Genomic DNA, 25285 nt, shown 5'->3' with positions numbered 1-25285 from the left:
GGTTCCTTTTGTCATTGGTCGGACAACAACTCGTCCGGACGCTTATGGGCGCTTCGGAAGACGCGGAGCGCGCCTTCGAGCACGACGAACAGCACTGCTAGCATCAGGAAGGTGCCGATCCATTGCGACAGGATGAAGCCTATTGTCTTGTCTTCGAAAATGAGCAGCGACCGGCGCAGGTTCTCGTCTGCAAGGGGCGCGAGGATGACGCCCAGCACGATAGGCGCCACCGGGAACTTGAAGACCGTGAACAGCCAGCCGACGAGACCGGACACAAACATGATCCAGACGTCGAACATAGAGAGTTTCACGGAATAGGCTCCGATGATGCACACCGGCAGGATCAACGGCATAAGAATGCCGCGCGGCAGGCTGAAGAGTTTTACGCAAGGCGCGATAAGGGCGAAAGCGGCCAGATACATCAGGAAGTTCGCCACGATGAGGGAGGCGTAGATGAAGTAGATCAGGCCGGGATGGTCGAGCTCAATCGTCGGGCCAACCACGACGTTCTTCAGTGTGAGCGCGGCCAGAAGTGCCGCCGCCGCCGCGTTGCCCGGAATGCCGAGTGCGAGGGTTGGCAACATCGATCCGCCGATGTTGGCGTTGTTTGCCGTCTCGGCGCAGACCAGTGCCTGGTAGCTGCCTTTGCCCCACTTTTCGCGCTCCTCCGGTTTCGCACGACGGCGCCCGATATCATACGCGAGGAAGGAGGCGACGTTCGCTCCTGCGCCGGGGATCGCTCCGATGAAGGTGCCGAGTATGCCGGAACGCGCAGCCGCGGGCGAGTATTTCGCCAGGAGACGGAATGGCGGGAAGACGCGCCCCACCTCTGATGGAATCGTGGGCAGTTCCTTGTTGGGCAGGGTGCGCAGGATCTCGGCCAGACCGAACAGCCCGATCAGGACTGCCACATAGGATATCCCGTCGAACAGAGCGAATGAGTCGAAGGTGAAGCGCGGAACGCCGTGGATTTCGTCCAGCCCAACGAACGCGACGAGCATGCCGAGCCAACCTGCGATCCAGCCTTTCAGGGGCATTGACCCCGCCGCCATGGTGCCTGCGACCATGATTCCGATCACGGAGAGCCAGAACATCTCCCACGATTTGAAATTCAGGGCAAAGGTCAGGATCAGTGGAATGAACATGATGAGAAGAATGATCCCGATACCACCGCCGATGAAGGACGAAGCGATGGCCATTCCAAGAGCCTGGCCGCCTTCGCCGCGCTGTGCCAGTTGATGCCCTTCGATCATCGTCGGCACTGCGTCGGGCGTTCCGGGGATATTGATCAAAACCGCCGAGATCGCGCCGCCGAACACGCTGCCTGTGTAGACCCCCAGCATGAAGGAAATGGCGACATCCTGGCTCATCCCGGCCGAGAGGCCGATCAGAAGGCCCATCGCCATAGTGGTCGAAAGGCCGGGCAGGGCGCCCCAGATTATTCCAAGGCAGACCCCGGCAAGGGTCATGAAAAGCAGGCTTGGTGAAAGCGCCAGCAGAAGTCCGTCGATCATCTAGAAGCTCCCCGGCAGGGGAATGCGGAAGATCAGCTGAAAGACCAGTGACAGGATGACCGTCCATGTGACGCTCACAGCGACGGTGATCCAGATCGGGCCCCGCCAGCTGACATGGATGATCGCTGCAAGTGCAATGATCGTCGCCGGTTCGAACGCTGTCAGGCGAAGCGTCGTGCCAAACACGGAGAAGATGTATTGAAAGGCCAGAAACTGGAGTGCCGCGATATAGACCGCGACGGCGATGGCGAGCAGGAGCGATCGCAGGTCGGTGCCGAGGTCCCGGTCCGAGAAAGCCGGCAGGTGGATGCCGCTGCGGCGCCGGGCCAATGCCGAGGCGCCAAGTCCAAGGGCCATGAGCAAGAGTGACGCCGCCACGATGAAGGGCAGAAGACCGGGCGCGGTGGTGAGTGCGCCGGGGACCGGAAGCGCGACAGACGCGGCCATGATGACCAGTGAAATCGCGATCAGGACCGCCGAGGCGATCAGATCGAGAGTGGGAGAGGCAAAGCCGGATCCGGCTTCCTCTCCCTCAAACTTGACGTCGGGTTGATCGGTGTTGGTCATGGTGTGCTGGAGGTTTGCCGGAGCCGGCGTAAAGTCGGCTCCGGCAGTTCCGTCAGGAGTTGGCTTTGATCGGCGGAGCGACATAGCCCTCGGGCGGCCACCAGGTGTCGAAGTCGGCTGGCGCCGGCAAACCCAAATCAGCGGCGGTCTTCACTTCGGCGCCGATCTGATCTTTGTACTTGTTGAAGACTTCGGTCGTGATCGCTTCCATGAGTGCGCCTTCACGATCCGCTTCCTCGCCGATTTTCACATCGGAGATGAAGTACTGGGACTCGAGCATCTCGAGGAACCCTGCGGAAGTCGCGGCGGCGACGAACGCATCAGAGATTTCCTGAAGCACTTCCGGCGGCAGGTCCCGCTTGACCATGAAGTTGTAGGTGGCGCCAACCGGCGTGCCGGACGCGGACGGAATCGCCGTGCCGAGAGTCGGCAGCACTGTTCCGTCGTCGAGCGTGATGTCCTTGCCGGTCGTTTGCAGGAGGTTCCGCAGTTCGCCCGAGCGGATCAGGTCGATATGCTCGTGCAGGCCGCCGCCGGCGATGTCGGTCTCGCCTTGCAGACCCGCCAATGTGGCAGGCTGGCCGCCCTTGTAGGGCACGTATTTCAGCTCGATACCCGCCGCGTTCGCGATGATGAGCGCCAGTTCGTGCCAGACGCCGCCGGTGCCCGAGGTGGAGATCGTAAGCCCGCCGGGATTTGCCTTGGCGGCGGCGATCACGTCGTCGATGGTCTGGAACGGGCTGTCCTTGCGGACCGACCAGGATGCAGACGCAGCGCCGGCCTTGAACGGCAGCCAGTCCTTCCAGGGTGTGAAGTCAGCGTGACCCATCACGCGAACGAACCGGTTGTAGTTCGCTCCGCCGAGAATGGTGTAGCCGTCCGACGGTGCTGCGGCGACAAACTGGGTGGCGACGCCGCCGACCGCGCCGGGCTTGTTCAGAACGTTGATCGTCCAGCCTTTCGCGGCGGCCATCTCTTCGGCCAGTTTGCGCATGATCGTGTCGGTGCCGCCGCCGGGCGCATACATCACCACAACGTTGATCGGGCGTTCCGGATAGGACTGGGCGAAAGCCGCAGTCGGGATCGTAATCTGAAGCGCAGTGAAACCTGCCGCCGCCCCGCCGATAAATGACCGACGGCTGGGTCCTTTCTTGATTGAGTTTGACATGTTTTCCTCCCTTATTTTGATCTCGGAGAGATCAGCTCTGGCCTGATTTCAAGGTTTCGGGCCCATGATAATTCTTTGATTTCACGAAAGAAGTTACGCTGTCCTCGATGTCGGTCTCCATCAACGCATTCCAGCGGTTGTTGAAGCCGAAGAGCGAGATTACCGCGCCGATCTCGACGACCTGTTCGGGTGAGAAGTGACGGCGGAGTTCGGCCATGTCTTCGGCGGTGGCGAAGGACGGGCACTGTCCGCCGGTGACCGCGACGCGAAGGGCGGCGCGTTCTGCGTCCGAGAAGACCGGATTGGTCTCGAACTCCCACAATGCTTCAAGCTTGTCCTCGGGAACGCCGTTGTCGGCACCGTTCTTGAACGTATGGGCCGAGCAGTATTGGCAGCCGTTCGAAAGGCTGGTGACGTGGGCGACCATCCAGCGGAGGGCCGGGTCGACTGTTCCGGGCGAGCGGACGACGGCTCGGATCAGACCCAGCACGGCCTTGGCGATTTCGGGGCGGTGCGAGAGCGTCAGCATTGAATTCGCGACGAAGCCCGTCGCGGATGCCAGCCATTCGATATCCGCTTTCGCGTCTTCCGACGCTGCGAGATCTACGGGTGCGACATGGGGCATCGTGCTTCTCTCTTCGTCGGTCAGGGGGCCGGGCTGGCCGTCAGATCGGGATGGCCCAAGAAGACGGGCAGTACGGCTTCGCGCGTCGTATGTGGAATGTTCCGGGCGTCGGTAGCCATCACGTGTCAGTCATCCTTCAGGAATGTCGCGCGCACCGATTTCAGGTGGTTGCGCATAGCGGCGTGGGCGGCTTTTCGGTCACGACTTTCAAGTGCAGAGATGATTTCGTCATGTTCCGCGAAAGAGTGGTAGTCGGCCGGTGGTCCATCTTGTGGGAGTTCAAGCTTGGACCACACGACCGATACCCGGACCGCGTTAACGATCCTGTGCAATTCGGCCAGTAGGGGGTTGCCGGAGGCTACGGCGATCAGTTCATGCAGGCGTGCATCCAGCTGTTCATATTCCGTCCAGTCGGCGGCATTGCGCATTCCCTCGGAAAGTGCGCGGGCCTCGGTCAGGTGTCGCGGCGCGGCGTGGATGGCGGCGTGCGCTGCGAGTTCCGGTTCCAGAGAGAGGCGCGCCATCATCGCGGCGTGCGGGCTGGTGATCTCCGCCAGACGCATTACAAGCGGTTCACTGCTCTTGTCGGCGGCGGCGGGCGCGCGAAGGAACGTGCCGCGCCCCACATGGCGCTCGACGACACCTTCGGCCTCGAGTGCCGTCAGCGCCTTTCTCAATTCGCCCCGCGATACGCCCAATTGCACGCTGAGATCCCGTTCCGGTGGCAGCCTGTCACCAGGCGTCGCGCCGGAATTGGCGAGCCAATTCGCCAATTCATCGCGGGATGTTTTTGTCGCACTGAAGTAGTTCATTGGTTAACCAATTTGTGTCGACTCGTATTCTAGAAAGAGTGCAGACCAGTTATGAAGTCAACAGTATTATTTTGTTTACCTGACCTGATCGTCCGGGTAAGTAAATTACAAAAGGATCCGGTTTGGTCCAGATTTGCGCATATTGGTTAACCAATATGCGAACGACTCGACCGGAAAACAGGGGGAGGTCAGCGTCATCATGCGCAACGCCGACGGTGTGAAATACTCTGATGCGATGCCAGTGCCGGAGCATATGAAGGCCTGGGTATTGGGAGACCCCGACGAGTTGAAACTTGTCGACAAGGTTGTTCCCGTGCCGGGGCGGGCCGAAGCCTTGGTGCGGATCGATGCCGTCGCAATCTGCGCGACCGATCTTGAGATCATTACTTATGGCACGCCTGCCATGTTCGAGGGGGGTGCGCCGTTCAACAAGAACTTCACGCCGGGCCACGAATACATGGGCACGATCGCAGCCCTGGGGCCGGGTGTTGACGAGTTCGAGATCGGCGACCGGGTCACGGTCGAAATTCACGCAGGCTGCGGTCAGTGCAAGCGTTGTCGCATGGGCATGTATACCTCGTGCCACAACTACGGGCTCAACTACGGCGAGAGAAACAAGGGGCATCGCGCCAACGGCTTCACGACCAATGGCGGGTTCGCCGAATATGCCGTCAACAACATCAATACGATGATCAAGGTTCCCGACGACATGTCGGATGCCGAGGCGACGCTGGTGGTCACGGCAGGGACATCGATGTACGGCCTCACCGAACTTGGCGGTCTGGTTGCCGGCGAGAGCGTGGTGGTGATCGGACCGGGGCCAATCGGGCTTCTGGCAGTTGCGGTTGCAAAATCGCTGGGCGCCAGTCCGGTGGTTTTGGTCGGAACCCGCGAGAACCGCAACAAGATTGGTCTGGAGCTCGGCGCAGATTACGCCATAGACGCGCGCAACGAAGACGTCATGGCAAGGGTCAAGGAGATCGTCGGACCCAAGGGGGCCGACTATGTCGTTGATTGTGCCGGCAGTGAGCAGACGGTCAATCAAGCCATTCATATGACCAACCGCGGCGGCAAGGTGTGCCTTGCGGCGTTTCCGAAGAAGCCGGTTCAGTTCGACCTGGGCTATCTTGCGGTGAACAACATCTACCTTTACGGCATCCGGGGCGAAGGGAAATCAGCCACGCACCGGGCCATGGCCTTCATGGCCGAAAAGCGTTTCGATGCGACCAAGGTCCATACGCACACGTTCCCGATGGACGATCTTCCGAATGCGCTGCGCCATGCGCGCGAGCGGATAGACGATGCCATCAAAGTGGTCGTATCGATGCGAGACAGCAATACTAAGGCGGCAGCCGCAGAATAGGACGAACCAATATGTCGAAGGCAATACGAGGGATATACGCGGCGGCAGTCTCGCCATTTCGCGAAGACGGATCGCTCGATATCCCGAAGCTGATCGCTTATTGCAATCATCTCATCACCGATGGCGGGTGCGATGGCGTGGCTCCGACCGGAACGACGGGCGAGGGCAATTCGATCTCGATGCGCGACCGTCTGGCATTGCCCGGTGCCTTTGCGGAGGCGGGGTTCGATCCGAGCCGCGCGATCTTCGGAACCGGCGCATGTGCTACCGGTGACGCTGTCGAGTTGACTTCGACGGCCGTCGCGGCCGGCTTTACGAACGTTCTGGTTCTTCCGCCGTTCTACTACAAGAACCCCAGCGACGAGGGGCTTTATGCCTATTTCTCGCAGCTTGTGGAGAAGGTGGGCGATGACCGATTGCGCGTCTATCTCTACCATTTCCCGCAGATGTCGATGACGCCGATCCCGGTCGATGTCGTTGTTCGTCTCAAAAAGGCATTTGGGCCGGTGATCGCAGGTCTGAAGGACTCGAGCGGAGACATGTCGCAGTCGCTGGCCTTTGCCAAGGCCACGGGCGGTGTCGATGCAGACTTTGACGTCTATCCGTCGAGTGAGGCCTTCCTGTTCGAAGGGCTTGCCGGTGCGTGCGCCGGCATCATCTCGGGTTCGACGAATGCTTTTGCGAACTATGCCAAGCAGGCGAAAAGCGAAGGACCTGACAGCGAGGCATTCGCTCTTGTAAAGGCAGCCCGTGCGGTGGCGTCGAAATACCCCCTCATGGCTGCCATGAAGCAAATGGAAGCGTGGCGTACTGGCGATGACAGCTGGACGCGCATGGCGCCGCCGCTGGTTCCGCTGACCGCGGAGCAGCGCACTAATCTCAAGGCCGACGTGGACGGGCTGAAGGCCCCTGCGCCGGCAGCATGAGGACGACACGACCAACAAAGCGGAGGCGGGTGGCCACACATACCAGCCGAGTGAGCAGTGAGATAATCGAGAGTTCCGCGCCGTGATCCCTGCAAATTGGAGGCGGCGAAATCGGATAAGGGTCATCCAAGGGAGGAAGAGATGAACAAACTATTCGCAACTGGTGCCGCTGCTATCGCGGCATTGTCCTTCGGGACGGCAGCCAAGGCGGAGGACATCACACTACGGATCGGGTCAGGACACCCGCCGGGCGTGGTTTATGCCGGGCTCATGATCAACTATTTTCAGAAAGAGCTGAAGGAACGCGTCGAAGCCCGCACCGACCACACGGTGAATTTCGTCGAGGGCTATTCCGGCTCGATCGTGAAGGTCACTGAGGTGCTTGAAGGCGTTCAGGACGGTATCATCGACATCGGTGGTTTCTGCTTCTGCTTCGAGCCATCGAACCTGCCTCTGCATGCCTTCCAGGTGATGATGCCGTTCGGGACCATGGACCCCGAAATGTCGCTGAAGATCGCTCAGGAAGTCTATGCCGAGGTTCCGTACCTTACGGACGTCTTCGAGGACAAGTTCAACCAGGTGCTGCTGAGCCGGATCGCGGACGGCGGCTATAACCTTGGTACATCGTTCCCGTGGGACGATCTTTCGGACCTTCAGGGCCAGAAGATCGCGGGTGCCGGTCTGAACCTGAACTGGCTGAAGCTGGCGGGTGTGTCGGAAGTGCAGTCGTCGCTGGCGACGGCTTACACCGAGATGAACACAAACGTTTATGAAGGCTGGATTATGTTCCCGTCGGCTTGGGTGAACCTCAAGCTCTACGAGCCGGGTCCTTACTACACGCTGATTGGTTTTGGTTCGATGACGTGGCACGGACTTACCATCAACAAGGACACCTACGACGCGCTGCCCGACGACTTCAAAGAGATCCTTCACGAAGTCGCCGCCGACTATGAGCAGCAGACCGGGATCGTGAATGCGTCGGAGTACGATCGTCTTGTCGATGAACTCCGCACGCTGATCACCGTGACCGAGATCGACCCGGCGGTTCGCAAGGCATGGGCCGAGAGCCTGGCAGCATGGCCGCAGTCGCTGGCCGACGAGCTTGAAGCGCAGGGGCTTCCTGCCAAGCAGGTCCTGAACCTCGTGCTCGACCGGGCTGAAGCGAACGGCTACGAGTGGCCGGTGCGCTACGTGGTCGAGTAACCGAAAGAGCCGGACGCTTCGCCTCTTTGGCGGAGCGTCCAGAATTCTCCAAACGCAGAGGCCGCGATGGCATTGGTTCGACTGAGTGACCGGCTCACCAAATTCTTGATGATCCTTGGTGCTGTCTGGGCATTCTTTCTGTGTTTCTTCATTCTGGCTGACATCATCACTCGGGCGCTGAACATACCTATCTCGGGTACGAAGGAGATCGTGGCGAATTCGGTGGTGATGATCGTCTTCCTTCAGATCGGATACGCTGTTCGCAGCAACTCGATGCTTCGGGCGGATTTTCTGGTCACGGCGATGCCTAAGCCGGTGCAAAAGCTGTTACTGATCTTTGCTTTCGCACTGGGCGCCGCGCTGTTCTTTTTCCTTCTGAAAGCCGGGATCAAACCCGCGATGCGATCCTTCACGAACTGGGAGTTCGACGGCGAGGGCGCCTTGCGGGTTCCGGTCTGGCCTACGCGGTGGATGATCATCTTTGGAGCGGGACTCGCGGGTATAAATTACATCCTGTTGGCCATTGTCGAAATCTTCGACCTTCGGGTCGAGCGTATGGAACTCTGAAGCGATGTTCGATTTCGGAACTGCCGGACTGATAATCGCTCTCCTGATGGGGCTGGTGCTTCTGGGCGTCCACGTCGCCGTCGCGTTGGGCGTCACTAGCGCGGTCGGCATCTATCTTGTCACCGGCAAGATGCGCATCGTCGAGGCGACCCTCGCTTCGACAGCTGCCGAGGCGCTTAGGGATTTCACCTTTGCGGTGATCCCCCTGTTTATGCTGATGGGAGAGTTCATCGGCAGATCCGGGGCGATCACCGACATTTATGTGGCGATAAACAGGGGACTGAAAAAGATCCCTGCGCGCCTGGCCATTGCCACCGTGCTTGGCAACACTGTCTTCTCGTTCGTGACGGGCGTTTCCATTGCTTCCGCTGCGGCCTTCAGCCGGATTGCCTATCCCGAGATGAAGGCGCACCGCTATGACCGCGGTTTCTCGCTGGGGGCAATTGCCGGCTCCAGTTGCCTGGGCATGCTGATCCCTCCTTCGGTTCTGATGATCGTCTGGGGCATCCTGACGGAGCAGTCCATTGGTAGGCTGTTCCTGGCCGGAGTCCTGCCGGGTATCCTGCTGGCGACATTGTTCATTCTGTACATTGTCGTCCGAGCCTTGATGAAGCCCGAGTTGGTGGGAGAGGGCTCGGCCCATATCGATCACGACAAGGTGCGTGTCGAAGACGGCTTCGACAGCACCCAAGTCGAGCTTCCGACCGGACAGTTCCTGACCTCACTGGCCGGTGTCGTCGGCATCATCGGCGCTGTTCTCGGCGGTATCTGGTTCGGTGTCTTCACACCGACAGAAGGGGCCGGTGCCGGCGCGGCGCTTGCGCTGATCCTTGCATGGATCAAGGGGATGCGCTGGCGCGAATTCATCGACGCCATCTACTCGGTCGGCAAGACCGCGGCGCCAATCATGATCCTGTTGTTCGCGGCAGCGCTTTATTCCCGGACGCTGGCCATGACCGGTGTCACCAATGCCATCCGCGAGTTCTTCATGGCGAGCGGTCTGGAGCCCTTTGTGGTTCTGGCGATCATTATCCTGATCTGGTTCATCCTTGGAATGATCATCGACTCGATCTCGATCATGTTGCTCACCGTGCCAATCGTGGAACCTGTCGCTCTCGCCTTTGGCTTTGATCAGCTGTCCTTCGCCATCGTCGGCATCATCGCCATCGAAGCCGGCCTGCTAACCCCGCCTTTCGGTCTTCTGGTCTATACAGTCAAGGCAGCGATCAATGACGACCAGATCGGCGTTCAACGGATCTTCTACGCCTCGATACCCTATTGGCTGGTGATGCTGATCGCGGTTCTTCTGATCATAATGTTCCCCAGCATCGCCAATTTCCTGCCCAATCTTCTGATGTGAGGACCCGACATGCCCGCCTACTGGATTGCCCGCGCCAAGATCAACGATCCCGTGGAATACAAGCGCTACACCGATCTTGTGCCGGCCATCATCGAGAAATGGGGTGGCAAGGTTCTGGCGCGGGGCGGCAAATACGAGATCATGGAAGGCCCGGAGTACTTTCACCGTTTCGTCGTGATCGAATTTCCGACGCTTGAAGCTGGGACGGCATGTTTCAAGTCCGAAGAGTACAATGCCGCCGCCGCCTTCCGCCGTGCCAATGGCGCCGGTGAGGTGCAGACCGTGGTGGTTGAAAGCGGCGACGCTACGACCTGAGGAGAAGAGCAACATGTCACAACGCGTAATCATGAATGAGACGGGCGCGCCCGAGGTCATGCAGATCGAGGAAATCGAACTGCCGCCGCCTGGCGAGGGAGAAGTGCAGATCCGTCAGACCGCCATCGGTTTGAACTACATGGATATCTATCAGCGCTCTGGCTACTATCCGATGAAAGTGCCGAGTCCGCTGGGACTGGAAGCGGCGGGTGAGATCATTGCGATCGGAGCCGGCGTGACCGGGCTCAATGTCGGTGACCGGGTGGTCTATGGCGGTGTTCTGGGAGCATATGCGTCTGCCCGAAATGCGCCTGCGGCCCGTGTCGTGAAGATTCCGGACGGCATTTCCGACGAGATCGCGGCGGCGTCCCTGATGAAGGGCATGACCGTCGAGTACCTGCTTGAGCGGACTTACAAGGTGAAGCCGGGGGACAAGGTTTTGTTCTATGCGGCGTCCGGCGGCGTGGGACAGATCGCAGGGCAGTGGGGCAACTACCTTGGCGCCGAGATGATCGGCGTCACCTCAGGGGCAGAGAACTGCAAACGTGCGCTTGAGCAGGGGTATGCCCATGCTATCGACCGCAAATCCGAAGACATCGTCCAGCGGGTCAAGGAAATTACCGGAGGCGTTGGTGTTCCCGTTGTCTACGACAGCATCGGGAAGGCGACGTTCGAAGCGTCTCTGGCGTGCCTTGCCACCTATGGCATGTTCGTCTCCTTCGGCGCTACAACCGGTGAAGCCCCGGCCGTCGCCCCAAGCGTGCTGCAGCACGGCGGATCGCTTTACTTCACGCGGCCGACGCTTGCCAATTACGTGGGACCGCGCGCCGACCTGGAGCATTCGGCGGGCCGGGTATTCGAGATGATCCTCGGCGGCCACGTCAAGGTGAACATCAACCAGCGACGTCCTCTTTCCGAGGTTGCGGCAGCGCATGCCGATCTGGAGGCGGGGATGACGACCGGTTCGACGATCTTCTTGCCGTGAGCCGGGCATCTTGCGTGGATTGACCGCCAGCGGAATTGCGAGCCTTGGTGTCGCCCTGGGGGCCACGATTTCCTTTTGGGGTCTTTACCAGGGGGACGCCGGTGACATCTGGAAGGCCGCCGGTATCGGCTGCGCCGCGCTTGTCCTCTTCGCGACACGGGCGGTGCCCGAGATCGTCACGGCGTTCGGCATCTTTCTTGCCGCTCTTTCGCTTGGAGTGGTCCCACGTGAAATTGTCTTTTCCGGCTTCATGTCGGGCGGTTTCTGGCTTTTGGTTTCGGGCATCATTCTCGGAGCCGCGATCACTGCGACAGGCCTTGCCGCGCGCATTTCGGAACGGATGATCGAGTTTACCGGCCCGTCCTATCCGAGAGCCATTCTTGTGATCGCAACTGCAGGAATGGCATTGGGCGTTCTGATCCCGTCAACCATGCCACGCATTGTGGTGATGATTCCTATCGCCGTGGCTCTTGGCGAGCGGCTTGGTCTTGCCTCGGACGGGCGTGGTGCGGTTGGATTGATCGCAACCGCCGCAACGGCCACGCTGCTGCCGACCTATACCATTCTGACCGCGAACCTTCCGACTATCGTCCACGTGGGGGCGATGGATCAGCTCTATGGAATCCACAGCACATATTCCGGATATCTGCTCCAGCAGTTGCCAGTGAACATCCTTAGGTTCGGGCTGCTGGTTGCGCTTATGGTTACCTTCACGAGAGAACCGGTCTCTTCGATCGCTTCGGCTGACGGTGGAAATGAGCCGGTCCGGCCTGAGCAACGCCGCCTTCTCGTCGTGCTGGCTGCGGCGATCCTGATGTGGATGACCGATTTCATCCATGGGATCCCCCCTGCGTGGGTGGCGCTTGCGGCGGCCACAATCGTGATCTGGCCGCGGTTCGGAATGCTGAAACCGACAGCCATGCGGGAACAGATCGACCTGACGCCAGCGATCTTCTTTGCCTCGATCGTGACAGTTGTAGCCGTTGCGCGAGAAGCCGGACTGGACCAGCGCCTTGCCGACATCATCATCGGCGCGCTGCCGCTGAACGGGCAAGGCGGGCTGTCGTCGGTCTATGCTGTCTACGGTTTCTCGTTGGCGCTGTCGCACCTCACGACCGCGCCGGCTGCACCCGCGGTACTCGTGCCCTTCGCCGCGCCGCTGGCTGAGACAACCGGGTTGTCGCTTGAGGCGATCTCGATGACCCAGATCATCGGCATTTCCACGCCCGTGATCCCGTATCAGGCCCCGCCGCTGATCGTGGCAATGTCGCTTTCGAAGGTGCCGAATGCGGTATTTCTGCGCCTGTGCCTCTGGCTTGCCCTGGCGATCACCGTCGTGGGGATTCCTGTGACATACTTCTGGTGGCAACTCATTGGTTTTGCTTGATGTCAGGCATAAGAATTTATTGTTGGCGGCCAAAACGGGCGCGGGCTAACTGAGCCTAGGGCGGTCATAATGGGAGGAGATCGATGGCGAGCACAGAAGTAGCGGTAATCGGAACCGGTTGGTGCGGGGGCATCAGGGCCGAGATGCTGTCGAAGTCGGCCCTCGTCGATGCTCTGCATATCTGTGAAATCAAGCCGGAGCGTCTTGAAGAGGTTCGCGCGCTGACAAATCCGGCAACCGCGACGACTGATTACCAGGAGATTGTCGCCAACCCGAATATCAGCGTTGTCTATATTTCGACCACGCCGGAGCCGACCCATTATCCGATCGCTCGAGATTGCCTGAAGGCGGGCAAGCACGTTCTTCTGGAGAAGCCGATCGCGCTGGAGTTCTGGGAAGCAGACGATCTGATCGCGCTGTCGAAGGCGGGCAATCTGAAGTTCACGATCGGGTATTCACAGCGGTTCAATCCCAAGATCGCGTATGCCAAGAAATCCATCGCTGAAGGCAAGCTGGGCAAGATCGTCAACGTGATGGTCAGCCGCCACTTGTCGCGCAATCTTGGAAAGAAGATCGCCAATCGCGTGAAGCTTTCGCCGGCTGCAATGGAGTCCACTCACGATCTCGACTTCGTGTTCTGGCTTCTGGAGCACACCAAGCCTGTCAAGATCTACAGCCAGGGCGCCTACGGCTACATGAAGGAACTGAACGGCTCCTACGATTGCATGTGGTCTACCATAAACATGGAAGACGGTACGCTGGTTGTGGTTGGCGGCGGTTGGAACCTGCCTCCGAGCTATCCGAACTACTGCGGGACATGGATCGAGATCACTGGTACCGAGGGCGCTCTAATCCTCGACGATACGGCGCGGGATCACTGGTTGAACACCGTGGCAGAGGGGACGCAGTATCCCATGTCGACCATGCCGGGTGAGCACTTGGATCATGTCTTTGCAGGGCAGATGGGCCCCGAGACGATCCATTTTCTCGAAGACGTCCTGATGGACCGCCCCGTGATGGTCGAGGGAACCCATGCGAGGATGGTGATGGAAACCTATTCGGCGGCCGATCTATCGGCGGCGATCGGAGAGCCTGTTTCGCTTCCCCTTTCGAACCACTCGATTGCCCAACTGGCCGATCTGAAGGCCTCGACATAAGGGGGCGCGCCGTGGTGAGGACGGTTGGACTTTTCGGGCTGGGGCTGATTGGCATGGCCCTGGCGCAGCGGTTTCTGGCGGCGGGCCACGATGTCCTTGGTTTCGATGTGGACGGGACACGGAAGGCGCTGCTCGAGCAGAAGGGCGGGACCGCTACCGATCCGACGTCGATCTGGCAAGCCGACATAGTCCTTTCGGCCGTCTTCAGTACTGAGCAGCTTGCGGACATTATCGCCGACGCGCCGGACGGCACCGGGAAAGTCCTGGTGTCGATGAGCACGTGCGATCCGGACCAGATGGCTGATCTGGAACGCGCAGCCCAAACCCGTTCAATCTGTCTTGTCGAGGCGCCGATCTCGGGCACGAGCCTTCAGGTCCAGAACGGTACGGCGCTCCTCTTGCTGGCCGGGGTGTCCGAAGGGCTTGATCTGTTTGAGGAAATCGCCGATGCGATTTCGCCCAACCGAGAGCGGGTCGGCGAGATCGGCGATGGTAACAGGACCAAACTGGCAATCAACTGCGTGCTTGGTCTGAACCGTGCCGCAGTTGCCGAAGGGCTGGTATTCGCGGAGGCACTTGGGCTTGACCCCGAGACTTTTCTGCAAACCGCTTTGCGGTCAGCGGCGCGGTCAGATGTAATGGCCGCGAAAGGGTCGATGATGGTCGCACGGGACTTCAAGCCGCTTGGCCGGATCGTTCAATCGCAGAAGGATTTCAACCTGATCCGAGAAATGGCCGCCCGGAATGGGCATGGCCAATTGCCGATGGTCAGCCGCTACCTCGACCTCATGGAGAACGCAGTGGGCGCGGGCGAGGGCGACCTCGACAACTCCGCGGTATTGCTTGCCGTGGAGCGGGTGGCAAAATCCTGAGCCTAGCCTGCCAGATAGATCGCCGTTGTGATCAGGAAGGGCAGGCAGGCGAAGTTCAGAACTGTTGAACTGACGACGAGCCCCGCCACTCGTTCGGGGTTGCGGCCGTAATGTTGGGCGATGACATATGTGATGAGCGCGGAAGGCATTGCCGAGAGAAGGAAAATCGCGCCGGCCTCGACACCTTCAAGCCTGAAAAGCATGACCAGAGAGAGCCCGGTGGTCACGCCGACCGCCAAGCGCACGCCTGCAAGAAAGATCGACGTCTTGATGTCGCTGACCTTAAGGCGAACCAGCGCGCCTCCCAAAAGGATCAACATGATGGGGATCATTATGCCTCCCAAAAGCGCGGTCGTGTCTGCGATGACAGCCGGGACGGTCAGATTTGTGGCGCGGAACACGATCACTGCGATAATTGCCCAGACGAGAGGTTCCCGAAACAGTTTGCGAAAGCCCGGGTTGCCTGTGACGACGGCCGGAACAACCGTGTATTGCACCAGTGCGATCATGAAGAAGAAGGCTGCTCCGATTGTCAGGCCTGGCTCGGCAAAGGCGAAGAAGACAAGCGGCAGCCCGGCATTTCCGGCGTTGGGGAGTGACAGCGGAGGCAGAAATGTTCGAAGGGGCAAGCGCAGGGCAGACAGAATTGCCGTTGCAAGCGCACCTCCCACAATGACTGCGGCAACCGATATGACGACGATGCGCGCCAGAGACTCGTCTGGAAGGCTGGTGCTTGTCAGTGACGAAAACACGAGCGACGGCGTGCCGATCATCATCGCTAGTCGGCTCAGTGTTTCGGATTGAAAGCCAATACCTCGATATTCAAGGAAAAACCCGATTCCGGCCACGACGAAGACCGGGGCGATGATGTTCAGGATTTCGCTTGTCACCTAGACCCGCTTCCGGAGTTTATGGCTTTCACCTCTTGTGGTACCGGGGCGACGAAAGGTCAAATGCCAAGCGGCCCGGGAGCGTTCAAATAAGCCACTAACACCCATCACGATTCGTAATTTCCCAGTGACAGGAAGCGGATCTATCCATTTAATATAAATAATGAAACCGGGGAGGAGGTCTCCGCAAAATCGGCCATTGAGAGAGGACGCAGCGCCTCTCGTCACGTGGGATTTTGTCGGAAATTCCTGCTTCTCGCGCAGCGCGGCCCGGAAGCCGAAGCTGCTTCGATAGGGGGAGATCGCGGGTGGTTGAAACATGAAGTATATCAAGCTCCTCACCGCGGAAGCCTGGCTGGCCGGCGGTCTGGCGCTTTTGGGACTCCTCGGCTTCGTTTTCATGTCGCAGCTGGTGGCGCCTCCCAAGCTCTTGTTCGGACGCTCTCTGACGGCAATTCCACCATCCTTGTTCCCTGCGCTTGTCCTCGGATCGCTGGCCGTTCTGGCCGCCGCATTGCTTTATTCGCGGCGTGGCTCGTTGCTGGCATCGGAGAGCAAAACCTTCGAAGAGGGCGCGTTGCGCCGCGTGGTGATGCTGTTCGGCGTCATGTTTTTCTATGCGCTGACAATGCAACCTTTCGGCTTCTTCATCTCGTCGGCTCTCTCCATGGCCGCGGTTTCATGGATAGCAGGTAACCGATCGGTTTTTCAGATTATTGCCGTTTCCGTGCTCTGCCCGATAGGACTTTACCTTGTTTCGACGCGAGGCCTGGCTGTTTCGTTACCGGAACTCAGTTCAATCGAGTTTCTCTATGCCCGGGTTTTCGATCCCTCGCCGGTAGCCGGGATCGGTGCTGAGGGAGCCTCGCAATGATTGAGCAGTTTGCAGAAGGCGCTGTCATGGCATTCCGCGCCGACACGATGCTGATGATCGTGATCGGGCTGTTTTCAGGAATGCTGGTTGGGGCGCTTCCCGGTTTTACGACACTGATGGCGATGGCCATTCTGTTGCCCCTATCGTTCTTCCTTGATCCGCTGGTCGGTATCCCGTTCCTTCTGGGCGTCTACAAGGGGGGTATTTTCGGAGGTTCCATCCCGGCAATCCTAATTTCCATGCCGGGGACTGGGGCCGCGGTTGCGACATCTATCGACGGGTACAAGCTGACCCAGAAGGGCGAGTCTCGGAAGGCGCTGGACATGGCGCTGTTCTCGTCGGTCATTGGCGACACGTTCAGTGACATTTTCACGATCCTAATGATCTTCCCCATCGCCATCCTGATCATGCAGTTCGGGCCGCCCGAATTGTTTGCCGTCCTGCTATTGAGTCTCGTGATCATCGTCGCAACTTCCGGCAGTAACCCATTGAAAGGGTTGGTGATGGTTTTGTTCGGTCTTTGGCTGGCGCAGATCGGAACGGACCCGATGGGTGGCGTCGAGCGCTTCACCTTCGGCATCTTCGACCTGAAATCAGGCATACCGCTTCTTCCCATGCTGATCGGCGTCTTCGCTTTGCCCGAACTTGTTTATGCAGTGATGCGAAATGAGAAGGTTGGCAGCTTCGCCAAGCTGGTTGGCGCTCGGTTGAGCATGGCTGAGTTCAGGCGTTGCATCCCGACCATCCGTCGCTCGACCCTGATCGGGACCGCGATCGGCATTGTTCCTGGCCTTGGCCAAGTCGTCGCGGCGGTTATGGGATATTCCGCAGCCAAGAACGCCTCCAGTCATCCCGAGACGTTTGGCGAGGGAGAAGTTGAAGGCGTGGCCGCCGCCGAAGCAGCCAACAACGCCGTCAACGGGCCGACGCTTGTTCCTCTGCTCACACTGGGCATACCGGGGGACAACGTCACCGCGATCCTGCTAGGCGCTTTCGTGGCGCAGGGGTTGAGGCCCGGACCGCAACTCTTTGAAGAGCAAGGCGCAATTGTTTTTGGCATTTTGGTGGCGATGGTGCTGGCGAACCTGATGTTCTTGATCGTCGGATATTTGTCCATCCCGTTTTTCGCGCGCATAGTGACCGTCAAGACGGGGCTTCTGGTTCCTATCGTGGTGATGTTCGCTTTCGCCGGCGCTTACGTCTTCCGTTCTGAAACGACCGATGTTCTGATGCTGGTCGGTTTCGGCCTGTTCGGGCTACTGGCGCGGGCGGCGAGGTTCGACGTGATGCCCATGGTGATGGGATTCATTCTCGGCGGGCCGCTTGAATACGCCTTCGGCCAGACGGTCGCAATGGCCGGAAACACACCAATGAGCTTCATATTCACAGAAAGACTGGGCATGGTCTCTGTACTGATCGCAACGCCGATCATCGGCTATGTTCTTTGGCGAAGAATGAAAACCGTCACATCCTAGAATGACGGAGACTTAATCAGATCCAACCGAGGAGGACGATATGTTTCTGAAATCTCTTAAGAAAACCGTGGGTGCAGCGCTTGTTGCTACGCTCGGTCTCGGGACCGCCGCATATGCGGAATACCCGGAAAAACCGATCACGCTGGTCATTCCGCTGGGTGCGGGCGGGTCACATGACCTGAACGCGCGAGTAATCACTTCGATCATCCCGCAGTACCTAAACCAAGCGATGATCGTGCGCCTCAGCCCCGGCGCAGGCGGACAGAAAGGCACCCAGGAGGTCGCCAATTCGGCAGCGGACGGATACACGCTGCTATTCTCGCACAACTACATCGACATGCTGCAGCAGCACGTCGAAAACCTTCCCTATGATCCGAACGCGGACTTTGTTCCTGTGGCACGCGTGAACTATGCGCCGATTGCAGTGGTTGTGCGCGGCGACAGCGAATTCAACACCTTCGAGGAACTGATAGCCGCAGCCAAGGCCAATCCGGGAAGCATCGACATGGCTCACTCGGGCAACTGGGGAGCGCTCTTCGTACCTGCTGCCCAGATCATGAAGGCCACGGATTCGGTCTTCAACCTCGTGCCTTTCCAAGGTGGCGGCCCCGCCATGCAGGCGCTGCTTTCAGGTGACGCCGACATGACCATGGCTTTCCCGTCCACGCTTTCCGCGCTGCTTGAAGCAGGGAAGGTCAAGGTTCTTGCGACCGCTGGCGACGAGCGCATTTATGAGGATGTGCCGAGCTTCGCCGAAGTGGGCGTTGGAGGCGACGTAGGCTTCATGCACCGTGTGGTTCTGGCACCTGCCGGAACGCCGGAAGACGTTCTGGATAAGCTTGAGCAGGCTTTCACCGCCTTGCAGGAGGACACGACTTACAAGCGAATGATGGAACGCCTTGGTGAGAACACTGACCACATCGGTCGTGGGCAGTACCAAGAGATGCGCAAAGCGCAGAACGGTGCCTACAAAGACCTCGTGTCGTCCATCACCCAGTAGTCGAGTGATGCCGGGCAGCCGTGACTGCCCGGCAACCGCCAAGCGGAGCAAGTGAATGGCGATCAAGGAAAAACCGATCTGGACGTTTCGCACGCTCGCCCGTCAGGAGACGCGGACCAAGTCCCGTGCCTGGTCAAGGGATGTCGAGATGGTCATCGACGAGCCCATAGAGCGGGGCGGAACCAACGAGGGGCCGATGCCGGTCGAGATGGTTTTCGCCGGTCTCGCCGGGTGCACACACGTCATTTCGAACAAGTTGGCCAAGGCCAATGACGTGGTGATCGAGGACATGGAAATCGACATTGTCACCACGATGGACAGCCACGGCACCCGCCTTATCAAGCCCATCGACGTTCCTTTTCCGAAGGTGATCATTAACATAACTGCCACGATGAGCGGTCATCCCGAGAATATCTCAGAAATCGTGACGAAGCTGAAGGAGCACTGCGCACTTGCCATGATGCTGCGCCAGTCCGGCAGCGAAGTGATCGAGCACTGGACCATCAACGGAGCCATCTGGAACGAGGCTGCATGAGCCGTCAGAGACGGTCTATTCCCAAATCATCAGCGAGGGCATCGAGACGCGCTCCCAGGGCCTGAGGTATCGGAATCCCGTTCGCCTGACGCTCAGCGGTCGTGGCTGCCAGTCTTTCGCCCGGTAGCCTGATCGCATCTACGCCGGGGAGGAGGGCAGAGGATTTCATCTCTTCCCAGATTTCGTCGACCTGCGTCTTGAAGGCTTCGACATCCGCGAAGGCAGCGATATCGAGCGCGATTACAAACTGACCGGTGTTGGTTGTCGCTTTGGGGTCGGCGTTGAAGTCGACCACGTCCTTGCCGAAGGCAGCACCGTTGAGCGTACCGGCCAGAAGCCCGAAAATTAGCGACAGCCCATAACCCTTGGGACCACCGATAGGCAGGAGCAGGCCTTCTCCGGACCGCCTCGGATCCGTGAGGGGCTGTCCCTGTTTGTCGATCATCCAACCCTCGGGCATCGTCTCGCCGCGGTCAGCCGCGGTTTTGACCTTTCCGTAGGCGGCAACCGTGGTCGCCATGTCGAGTACGATGGCCGGTCGGGTGTTGGATGGTATCGCGACTGAGATCGGGTTGGTGCTGAGGAGCAAATCGGTGCCACCCCAGGGAGGCATATGGTTAGCGCTGCCAACCGCCACGTAGAGACCGATCATGTTGCGTGCCAGGGGCATGCGCGCATAGAGGAACGCTGGCCCCGCATGGTTGGAGTATCTCGCTCCAACCCAGGCCACGCCACAGGTCTTCGCTTTTTCCATCGCCAGTTCTGCCGCCCGGGACATCACCAGATGACCGGGTCCGTTGCCGCCGTCCAGAAGCGCGGTGGCAGTTCTTTCGGAGATGATTTTGATCTCCGGGTCGACCGACATGCCTCCGGCGCGAATGCGCCCGATGTATTGCGGAAGGCGAAATACCCCGTGTCCATCCTGTCCGCCGATATCCGCCTCGGTCATCAACTCGGCCATGCGCGCGGCGTTGTATTGAGGCATGTCGCAGGCCCGAAACGCCGAGGCTATAAAGCTGCGAAGGCGATCTGCTTTGACGTTGCGCTTCTCTGTCATTTCTAATTCACTCCCCTTTGAAGGCCCCCACGCGGAGATATCCCATGAGCACGCAAGCTATTGTTTCCTATGACTCGATTTCGCCCTTCGCCCGCGGCGACGGTGTTGAAACCCGCCTGATGATCGGGCGCGAGCGTGTCGAGAATCCACCATTTACCACGGGCACGACCGTCTTTCCTGTTGGTATGAAGGCCCCCATGCACAGCCACAACTGCGACGAGCAGGTCACGGTACTCGAAGGCCGGGCCCTGGCGGAAGTTGCGGGTGTTCAGACGGAGCTTGGTCCCATGGACACGAGCTTTATCCCCGCCGACATGCCCCATCGCTTCCTGAACATCGGCGATACCCCTCTGAAGATCCTCTGGATATACGCGGCGGCCGAGGTCACGCGCACCTTCACTGAGACAGGGGAGACCGTGCCTCATCTGTCGTCCGGCGACAAAGTCTGAGATAGCGCATTCAACGCGGCACATACCTCGGCGACCCGCTCAGCGTTGTCTTTGGCGACCGAACCGTTGGCGTTCCAAAGTGAGTTCTCGAACCCGACCCGCATCTTTCCGCCTCTGCGCGCCGCTTCCACAAGGCAGGACGTTTCCGCCGTCCCGAATGCGCAGAGCATCCAGTCGAACGACAGGGCGTCCTCCTGCTGTGGCTCGATCAGGGACAGGAAGCCATCAAGGTCGGATGGGCTAGGGAGGTCGGTTCCGGTGTAGGAGCCAAGGACCAACTGCAACTGGTGCTTTTGGCCGGGGATCAAGCCATCGCGGATGCAAGACAGAAGCCAGCGCAGTTCGTCTGGCGAATAGACGATGTGATGAACGCCCACCCCTTCGTTCATCGCCCAGTAATAGAAGGCCTGTGCCTCGTCCGCATCGCTTGGGTTGGCAAGCATCTCGCGCAAGGCTACCGACACCGAGGCGGGCTTAAGATCGCGGATCATGGCTCGTTGGGCGTCGGCGTCGTACCGGCCTCCAGCCTCGCTCGTGACTTGCAGGAACAGCCCCGGGGCCGCCTCGGATAGCGCGGCAAGTGCTTCGCGGTATAGACCGGCATCGAGACTGTGCCGGACGTCCTTATCACGCACGTGCAGGTGAATGCCGTCCGCGCCGGCTTGCTGGCAGGCAATGGCGGTTTCAACGGTCTCGTCGATCGTGATCGGCAGCGCCGGGTGGTCGGCCTTGCTGCGCCTCGCGCCGTTCGGCGCGACCATCAATCGGGGCAGGGGGGCTGTCATTCCAGTTCGGAGATTTCGACTGTGCGCCGGTCTTCGGCCGAACGCGTAATGGCTTCCAACACTTCGATGTTATGTACCATCTGCTCGGTGGTGAATGGATAGTCTGCCTGTCCCGCGATCGCTGCCGCAAAGGACTCGAGGTTGCGTACGACCGAGTCCTCCCAGGCGAGCACCTTGTGAACCGTGTCTTTGCCAGTCTCGGCCACGAGGTAATTCACCTTGCCACCCGGCGTGTCCGGATGGCTTTCGTTCAGGATTTCGATCCACTGCCTCGTCCCAAAGACATGCATCCGGATGAAATGCGGGGTATGCAGAACCGCTGACAGCGTCGCCGTCATGCCTTCTTCAAAGCCGAGTTGCGCGGTGACGACATCGCCTGTTTCCCAACCGAGGGAACGGCTGGCTGTCATCGCCTGCACGGTCTTCACCCGTCCGAAGAAAGAAATCAGAAGATCTGTCAGGTGAATGCCCATAGCGGTCATGCCGGCGGCAGGCGCGACGGCTTTCGACGTCCGCCAGTCGCCTTTCGGGACGGCGATCAGCTTGTCATGCGAAAAAGCGGCTTCGGCATGCATGATCGTTCCAAGTTCGCCGGCGTCGATGGCCGATTTCAAGGAGACCATCGCAGGTTCGAAGCGCCGTTCGTGGCCGATGCCCAGTTGCACGCCTGCACTTTCAACCGCCGCGACCGAGCGGCGCGCACTGGCGGCCGTCAGTCCCAATGGTTTTTCGCAGAAGACATGCTTGCCAGCGCTGGCACAGGCGATCACCTGTTGTTCGTGAACGGGGTTGGGCGTGGTCAGAACAACCGCATCGATATCGCTGCGCGCCAGTGCGGTATCCAGATCTGAAAGTGGTTCCAACCCTTCCGCACGAATGTCGGCATGCACGGACAGCACAGGCTCGATGATCGCGATGACGGAGATGCTGTCATGCTGCCTGAGCCGGTTCACCATATGACGCCCCCACCAACCGAAACCGGCGATGGCGATGCGCAACGAATTATTCTCAGCTGATCCGCTCATTCGGCTGCCCTCAATGACGTGAATTGACCACGGAAGAAGACGAGCGGCTCGCCCTCTCGACCGTGGATGGCCCGGACCGAGCCAACGATGATGTGATGATCTCCGCAGGGGATCATCTGTTTGACGTCGCATTCCAAGGTTGCAAGGGCGTGTTCCAGAACCGGTACACCGCGCCATCCCCGTCGCCACGCAATCCCTTCGAACTTGTTTTCCAGAGGCTTCGCGAAACGAAAGACCTTGTCCTTATCCTGTTCCTGCATGACGTTCACGGCGAAGGCGCTGTGTTGTTCGAAGGCGGGACGAGAGGGCGCTGTCGAGACAATGCTCCAAAGGATTTCAGGCGGGTCCAGCGACACCGATGCGAAGGAATTGACAGTAAGTCCCAGCGGCTGGTCCTTGTCGCCGCAAGTGGTAATTACCGCGACTCCCGTTGCAAAGCGGCCAAGGACATCGCGCAGTTCCCGCGAGTCGAACGGGGCTGAATGGGAGCTGTGCATATTCATCCATTTCTCCAGTTTACACCCTCATAGATAGCGGTCTGAGGGTGTTCAAAAACTAATAATTGATGATAATCTCGATCTGAACTTCTGATAGCGAAACGGTAGCTGGCGGGGATTTTGTGAAACTTCAGCACCTGAAGTACTTCTTGGCCGTTTTCGAGGAGGGTTCGTTTTCGGCCGGGGCGCAGCGCGTGAATGCGACGCAGTCGGGGCTGTCGATGCATATTCGCCAGCTTGAGGACCGCTATCAGGTCCAACTGCTGCACCGCAGTTCGACCGGCGTCACGCCGACCGAGGCGGGTAAGCGCTTCTATCGCGATGCTGTTCGGGTCGTTCACGCCGCAACCGAAGCAGAGGCAAATCTTCGTGCGTTGTCCGGTGCGGTCACGGGGCATGTCACTGTCGGTTTGATGCCTACATTCACGCGCGCGGTGCTGGGACCGGCAGTGGTTCGTTTCGCGGAAGAGTATCCCAACGTGAAGATCACCGTCCGCGAAGCTTATTCCAGCGAACTGTCGCGGCAGATTCTTGCAGGCGAGCTGGATTTTGCGGTGGTCCCTGCATTCGATGTAGACGTCCGGTTGCGCGCGAACCTTATGGGATCGGATCAGGAGTATCTTGTCGTTTCCAAGGATAGCCCGATCAAGTCGGACGGTCCCGTTCATCTTGCCGATCTTCCACCCTTGAATCTGGTTCTGCCCAGTCCTGAAAACGTCCGGCGCCGCAAGATCGATCAGTACTTTGCGACGAACGGGATCGAGACCGGACGTCTCATGGAACTCGACTCCATGTTCTCGACACTTGATCTCGTGGCCCGGTCGGATTGGGCAACGATCCTACCAGGTATCATGTGCCTGCCGGATCTAAAGGGTGAACGGCGTCGTGTCATTCCGTTCACGGGGCCGCGGCTTTCGGTTGACTACATAAGGATTGAACCGATGTCTGTTCCCTTGAGCGATGCGGGGCAGGCGTTCTACGGCTTTCTGATGGACGAATTGGTGTCGGCTCTGGACGAACTCGGCTAGCCGGCGCCGGTAAGAGGCATATTGCAGCCACTGCGATATAACCGGAGGAATTCCGTCAGTCTTCTATCACTTGCCTCTATGCGCATCCTTCCTGAAGGCGGGGATGCGAGTCGGCGCTCAATTGAAAGACATTCGAATGAACCGGCCGGTCGTTTGGGTGCGAACACGCCGATTTTTCATCTTGGGAGGTCGGAGCGTCAGGGTTATCCGCTCGAGAATTGGGACGAGAGACTTCTCGGGGCCTTCGACGACACTTATCGTTTGCGTTCCTGTCTTGAGGCGCATTTTCAGTTTTGCCGGTAGCGCTGCGTCCCCGGACCTGATGATGAAGAAGCTTTCGATGTCGGAGACGGCATAGGTCGCCCGCAAGTGGAAATCGCCTTCAATGTTCACCGTTCCGATACGGATTTCACTGCGCGCCGCATCTACCTGAATTCTTTGGCGAAAGCCCTTGTTTGCCCATCGATGCAAAGCAACGCCCACAAAAATGAAGGCTGCCAACAACGCGACCTGGCTTGTCCAGAGTGCTGTTCCGTTTGTCGTGCTTGGCAGGAACATCATGGGCAAGAACAGAAAGATTCCTCCTGCGGGAATGAAGAGCACCCCGGTCAGTTTGAACAGGAATTCCAGGAGAAACGCACGGTCATACCTGGATGTCGGCATCGCTGCGACGTTGAAACCCGAGTTCGTGACATTCACGCGAAGCTGAAGTGAATCCCGTGATCTGCTCGCTGAGGCCCATAGTCCTCCGACAAGTGCGTTCATATGTCCGGCTACCCAAATATCTCAGTATTAATCTCTATTGACCAAGAATCTGACCATTGTGGGGCGAGGGCTGTTGACCACCGG

Annotated in this window: 27 protein-coding genes; 16 read left to right on the top strand and 11 right to left on the bottom strand. The window is 59.2% G+C overall.

Annotated elements, in window-relative coordinates; all coding sequences use genetic code 11:
• Nucleotides 1–11: 11 nt before the first annotated feature.
• From ACKLNI_RS12220 to ACKLNI_RS12200, 5 genes are all read right to left on the bottom strand, one after another.
• Nucleotides 12–1514, bottom strand: coding sequence for a tripartite tricarboxylate transporter permease (locus tag ACKLNI_RS12220; protein WP_413719348.1), 1503 nt, complete (start codon nt 1512–1514; stop codon nt 12–14).
• Nucleotides 1515–2081, bottom strand: a complete 567-nt coding sequence (locus ACKLNI_RS12215) for a hypothetical protein (RefSeq protein ID WP_413719347.1) — start codon at nt 2079–2081, stop codon at nt 1515–1517.
• Between the two features lie 52 nt (nt 2082–2133).
• A complete protein-coding gene (locus tag ACKLNI_RS12210) occupies nt 2134–3249 on the bottom strand; it encodes a Bug family tripartite tricarboxylate transporter substrate binding protein (RefSeq protein WP_413719346.1) in 1116 nt (371 codons plus the stop codon).
• A 31-nt stretch (nt 3250–3280) separates the two neighbouring features.
• Nucleotides 3281–3874: a carboxymuconolactone decarboxylase family protein gene (locus tag ACKLNI_RS12205; RefSeq protein WP_413719345.1), complete on the bottom strand. Its 594-nt coding sequence runs from the start codon at nt 3872–3874 to the stop codon at nt 3281–3283.
• A gap of 125 nt (nt 3875–3999) precedes the next feature.
• On the bottom strand, nt 4000–4686 hold the full coding sequence (locus tag ACKLNI_RS12200) for a FadR/GntR family transcriptional regulator (RefSeq protein ID WP_413719344.1): 687 nt from the start codon (nt 4684–4686) through the stop codon (nt 4000–4002).
• 199 nt (nt 4687–4885) lie between these two features.
• On the opposite strand from ACKLNI_RS12200, the gene ACKLNI_RS12195 reads away from it, so the two are divergent.
• From ACKLNI_RS12195 to ACKLNI_RS12150, 10 genes are all read left to right on the top strand, one after another.
• Nucleotides 4886–6049: a zinc-dependent alcohol dehydrogenase gene (locus ACKLNI_RS12195; protein WP_413719343.1), complete on the top strand. Its 1164-nt coding sequence runs from the start codon at nt 4886–4888 to the stop codon at nt 6047–6049.
• Nucleotides 6050–6060: 11 nt separating this feature from the next.
• A complete protein-coding gene (locus ACKLNI_RS12190; protein ID WP_413719342.1) occupies nt 6061–6975 on the top strand; it encodes a dihydrodipicolinate synthase family protein in 915 nt (304 codons plus the stop codon).
• 141 nt (nt 6976–7116) lie between these two features.
• Nucleotides 7117–8178, top strand: a complete 1062-nt coding sequence (locus tag ACKLNI_RS12185; protein ID WP_413719341.1) for a C4-dicarboxylate TRAP transporter substrate-binding protein — start codon at nt 7117–7119, stop codon at nt 8176–8178.
• Between the two features lie 66 nt (nt 8179–8244).
• Nucleotides 8245–8745, top strand: a complete 501-nt coding sequence (locus tag ACKLNI_RS12180) for a TRAP transporter small permease (RefSeq protein WP_413719340.1) — start codon at nt 8245–8247, stop codon at nt 8743–8745.
• A gap of 4 nt (nt 8746–8749) precedes the next feature.
• On the top strand, nt 8750–10105 hold the full coding sequence (locus ACKLNI_RS12175; protein ID WP_413719339.1) for a TRAP transporter large permease: 1356 nt from the start codon (nt 8750–8752) through the stop codon (nt 10103–10105).
• Nucleotides 10106–10114: 9 nt separating this feature from the next.
• A complete protein-coding gene (locus tag ACKLNI_RS12170) occupies nt 10115–10420 on the top strand; it encodes a DUF1330 domain-containing protein (RefSeq protein WP_413719338.1) in 306 nt (101 codons plus the stop codon).
• Nucleotides 10421–10433: 13 nt separating this feature from the next.
• Nucleotides 10434–11405: a quinone oxidoreductase family protein gene (locus ACKLNI_RS12165; protein ID WP_413719337.1), complete on the top strand. Its 972-nt coding sequence runs from the start codon at nt 10434–10436 to the stop codon at nt 11403–11405.
• A 10-nt stretch (nt 11406–11415) separates the two neighbouring features.
• On the top strand, nt 11416–12792 hold the full coding sequence (locus ACKLNI_RS12160; RefSeq protein WP_413719336.1) for an SLC13 family permease: 1377 nt from the start codon (nt 11416–11418) through the stop codon (nt 12790–12792).
• A gap of 83 nt (nt 12793–12875) precedes the next feature.
• The gene (locus tag ACKLNI_RS12155) at nt 12876–13949 is read left to right on the top strand and encodes a Gfo/Idh/MocA family protein (RefSeq protein ID WP_413719335.1); all 1074 of its coding nucleotides are present in this window, start codon (nt 12876–12878) and stop codon (nt 13947–13949) included.
• An 11-nt stretch (nt 13950–13960) separates the two neighbouring features.
• Nucleotides 13961–14821, top strand: coding sequence for an NAD(P)-dependent oxidoreductase (locus ACKLNI_RS12150; protein WP_413719334.1), 861 nt, complete (start codon nt 13961–13963; stop codon nt 14819–14821).
• Between the two features lie 2 nt (nt 14822–14823).
• Here ACKLNI_RS12150 and ACKLNI_RS12145 read toward each other — a convergent pair whose 3' ends face one another.
• Nucleotides 14824–15711 (bottom strand): AEC family transporter, encoded by an 888-nt coding sequence (locus ACKLNI_RS12145; RefSeq protein WP_413719333.1) that lies wholly within the window; start codon nt 15709–15711, stop codon nt 14824–14826.
• A gap of 319 nt (nt 15712–16030) precedes the next feature.
• On the opposite strand from ACKLNI_RS12145, the gene ACKLNI_RS12140 reads away from it, so the two are divergent.
• From ACKLNI_RS12140 to ACKLNI_RS12125, 4 genes are read left to right on the top strand one after another with little or no spacing between them, the layout of a single operon-like run.
• Complete coding sequence (locus tag ACKLNI_RS12140) at nt 16031–16585, top strand: tripartite tricarboxylate transporter TctB family protein (RefSeq protein WP_413719332.1); 555 nt, start codon at nt 16031–16033, stop codon at nt 16583–16585.
• A complete protein-coding gene (locus ACKLNI_RS12135) occupies nt 16582–18060 on the top strand; it encodes a tripartite tricarboxylate transporter permease (protein ID WP_413719331.1) in 1479 nt (492 codons plus the stop codon). Before ACKLNI_RS12140 ends, ACKLNI_RS12135 begins: the two co-directional genes overlap by 4 nt.
• Nucleotides 18061–18100: 40 nt before the next feature.
• Nucleotides 18101–19060 carry a Bug family tripartite tricarboxylate transporter substrate binding protein gene (locus ACKLNI_RS12130; protein ID WP_413719330.1) on the top strand — a complete coding sequence of 320 codons (960 nt, stop codon included), beginning with the start codon at nt 18101–18103 and terminating at the stop codon, nt 19058–19060.
• 55 nt (nt 19061–19115) lie between these two features.
• Nucleotides 19116–19595 (top strand): OsmC family protein, encoded by a 480-nt coding sequence (locus tag ACKLNI_RS12125; protein ID WP_413719329.1) that lies wholly within the window; start codon nt 19116–19118, stop codon nt 19593–19595.
• A gap of 4 nt (nt 19596–19599) precedes the next feature.
• Here the strand turns inward: ACKLNI_RS12125 and ACKLNI_RS12120 are convergent, their stop codons facing one another.
• Nucleotides 19600–20652 (bottom strand): Ldh family oxidoreductase, encoded by a 1053-nt coding sequence (locus ACKLNI_RS12120; protein ID WP_413719328.1) that lies wholly within the window; start codon nt 20650–20652, stop codon nt 19600–19602.
• Between the two features lie 44 nt (nt 20653–20696).
• On the opposite strand from ACKLNI_RS12120, the gene ACKLNI_RS12115 reads away from it, so the two are divergent.
• Complete coding sequence (locus ACKLNI_RS12115) at nt 20697–21101, top strand: cupin domain-containing protein (RefSeq protein WP_413719327.1); 405 nt, start codon at nt 20697–20699, stop codon at nt 21099–21101.
• On the opposite strand, the gene ACKLNI_RS12110 is transcribed toward ACKLNI_RS12115, so the two are convergent.
• From ACKLNI_RS12110 to ACKLNI_RS12100, 3 genes are read right to left on the bottom strand one after another with little or no spacing between them, the layout of a single operon-like run.
• Entirely contained in the window at nt 21074–21886 is an 813-nt protein-coding gene (locus ACKLNI_RS12110; protein ID WP_413719326.1) for a beta-keto acid cleavage family enzyme, read from the bottom strand. The genes ACKLNI_RS12115 and ACKLNI_RS12110 overlap by 28 nt on opposite strands.
• Complete coding sequence (locus tag ACKLNI_RS12105) at nt 21883–22911, bottom strand: Gfo/Idh/MocA family protein (protein WP_413719325.1); 1029 nt, start codon at nt 22909–22911, stop codon at nt 21883–21885. The genes ACKLNI_RS12110 and ACKLNI_RS12105 overlap by 4 nt, the downstream gene beginning before the upstream one ends.
• Complete coding sequence (locus ACKLNI_RS12100) at nt 22908–23414, bottom strand: flavin reductase family protein (protein ID WP_413719324.1); 507 nt, start codon at nt 23412–23414, stop codon at nt 22908–22910. Before ACKLNI_RS12100 ends, ACKLNI_RS12105 begins: the two co-directional genes overlap by 4 nt.
• 116 nt (nt 23415–23530) lie before the next feature.
• Here ACKLNI_RS12100 and ACKLNI_RS12095 point away from each other — a divergent pair, with 116 nt between their 5' ends.
• Nucleotides 23531–24436 carry a LysR family transcriptional regulator gene (locus ACKLNI_RS12095; RefSeq protein ID WP_413719323.1) on the top strand — a complete coding sequence of 302 codons (906 nt, stop codon included), beginning with the start codon at nt 23531–23533 and terminating at the stop codon, nt 24434–24436.
• A 117-nt stretch (nt 24437–24553) separates the two neighbouring features.
• On the opposite strand, the gene ACKLNI_RS12090 is transcribed toward ACKLNI_RS12095, so the two are convergent.
• The gene (locus ACKLNI_RS12090; RefSeq protein WP_413719322.1) at nt 24554–25201 is read right to left on the bottom strand and encodes a hypothetical protein; all 648 of its coding nucleotides are present in this window, start codon (nt 25199–25201) and stop codon (nt 24554–24556) included.
• Nucleotides 25202–25285: the final 84 nt, after the last annotated feature.

The organism is Silicimonas lutimaris (assembly GCF_047314965.1).
In the GTDB taxonomy this organism is placed as follows: domain Bacteria; phylum Pseudomonadota; class Alphaproteobacteria; order Rhodobacterales; family Rhodobacteraceae; genus JAVJUV01.
Note: the sequence above shows the minus strand (reverse complement) of the source record. Positions and strands in the feature narration are given on the sequence as shown.

Bases quoted from the DNA above. Each gene is read 5' to 3' on its own strand.
- ACKLNI_RS12130 (WP_413719330.1), top strand. From the start codon at position 18,101: ATGTTTCTGAAATCTCTTAAGAAAACCGTGGGTGCAGCGCTTGTTGCT.
- ACKLNI_RS12110 (WP_413719326.1), bottom strand. From the start codon at position 21,886: ATGACAGCCCCCCTGCCCCGATTGATGGTCGCGCCGAACGGCGCGAGG.
- ACKLNI_RS12140 (WP_413719332.1), top strand. From the start codon at position 16,031: ATGAAGTATATCAAGCTCCTCACCGCGGAAGCCTGGCTGGCCGGCGGT.
- ACKLNI_RS12215 (WP_413719347.1), bottom strand. From the start codon at position 2,081: ATGACCAACACCGATCAACCCGACGTCAAGTTTGAGGGAGAGGAAGCC.
- ACKLNI_RS12105 (WP_413719325.1), bottom strand. From the start codon at position 22,911: ATGAGCGGATCAGCTGAGAATAATTCGTTGCGCATCGCCATCGCCGGT.
- ACKLNI_RS12165 (WP_413719337.1), top strand. From the start codon at position 10,434: ATGTCACAACGCGTAATCATGAATGAGACGGGCGCGCCCGAGGTCATG.
- ACKLNI_RS12200 (WP_413719344.1), bottom strand. From the start codon at position 4,686: ATGAACTACTTCAGTGCGACAAAAACATCCCGCGATGAATTGGCGAAT.
- ACKLNI_RS12100 (WP_413719324.1), bottom strand. From the start codon at position 23,414: ATGAATATGCACAGCTCCCATTCAGCCCCGTTCGACTCGCGGGAACTG.
- ACKLNI_RS12115 (WP_413719327.1), top strand. From the start codon at position 20,697: ATGAGCACGCAAGCTATTGTTTCCTATGACTCGATTTCGCCCTTCGCC.
- ACKLNI_RS12120 (WP_413719328.1), bottom strand. From the start codon at position 20,652: ATGACAGAGAAGCGCAACGTCAAAGCAGATCGCCTTCGCAGCTTTATA.
- ACKLNI_RS12155 (WP_413719335.1), top strand. From the start codon at position 12,876: ATGGCGAGCACAGAAGTAGCGGTAATCGGAACCGGTTGGTGCGGGGGC.
- ACKLNI_RS12175 (WP_413719339.1), top strand. From the start codon at position 8,750: ATGTTCGATTTCGGAACTGCCGGACTGATAATCGCTCTCCTGATGGGG.
- ACKLNI_RS12210 (WP_413719346.1), bottom strand. From the start codon at position 3,249: ATGTCAAACTCAATCAAGAAAGGACCCAGCCGTCGGTCATTTATCGGC.
- ACKLNI_RS12090 (WP_413719322.1), bottom strand. From the start codon at position 25,201: ATGAACGCACTTGTCGGAGGACTATGGGCCTCAGCGAGCAGATCACGG.
- ACKLNI_RS12220 (WP_413719348.1), bottom strand. From the start codon at position 1,514: ATGATCGACGGACTTCTGCTGGCGCTTTCACCAAGCCTGCTTTTCATG.
- ACKLNI_RS12125 (WP_413719329.1), top strand. From the start codon at position 19,116: ATGGCGATCAAGGAAAAACCGATCTGGACGTTTCGCACGCTCGCCCGT.
- ACKLNI_RS12205 (WP_413719345.1), bottom strand. From the start codon at position 3,874: ATGCCCCATGTCGCACCCGTAGATCTCGCAGCGTCGGAAGACGCGAAA.
- ACKLNI_RS12180 (WP_413719340.1), top strand. From the start codon at position 8,245: ATGGCATTGGTTCGACTGAGTGACCGGCTCACCAAATTCTTGATGATC.
- ACKLNI_RS12190 (WP_413719342.1), top strand. From the start codon at position 6,061: ATGTCGAAGGCAATACGAGGGATATACGCGGCGGCAGTCTCGCCATTT.
- ACKLNI_RS12170 (WP_413719338.1), top strand. From the start codon at position 10,115: ATGCCCGCCTACTGGATTGCCCGCGCCAAGATCAACGATCCCGTGGAA.
- ACKLNI_RS12185 (WP_413719341.1), top strand. From the start codon at position 7,117: ATGAACAAACTATTCGCAACTGGTGCCGCTGCTATCGCGGCATTGTCC.
- ACKLNI_RS12195 (WP_413719343.1), top strand. From the start codon at position 4,886: ATGCGCAACGCCGACGGTGTGAAATACTCTGATGCGATGCCAGTGCCG.
- ACKLNI_RS12135 (WP_413719331.1), top strand. From the start codon at position 16,582: ATGATTGAGCAGTTTGCAGAAGGCGCTGTCATGGCATTCCGCGCCGAC.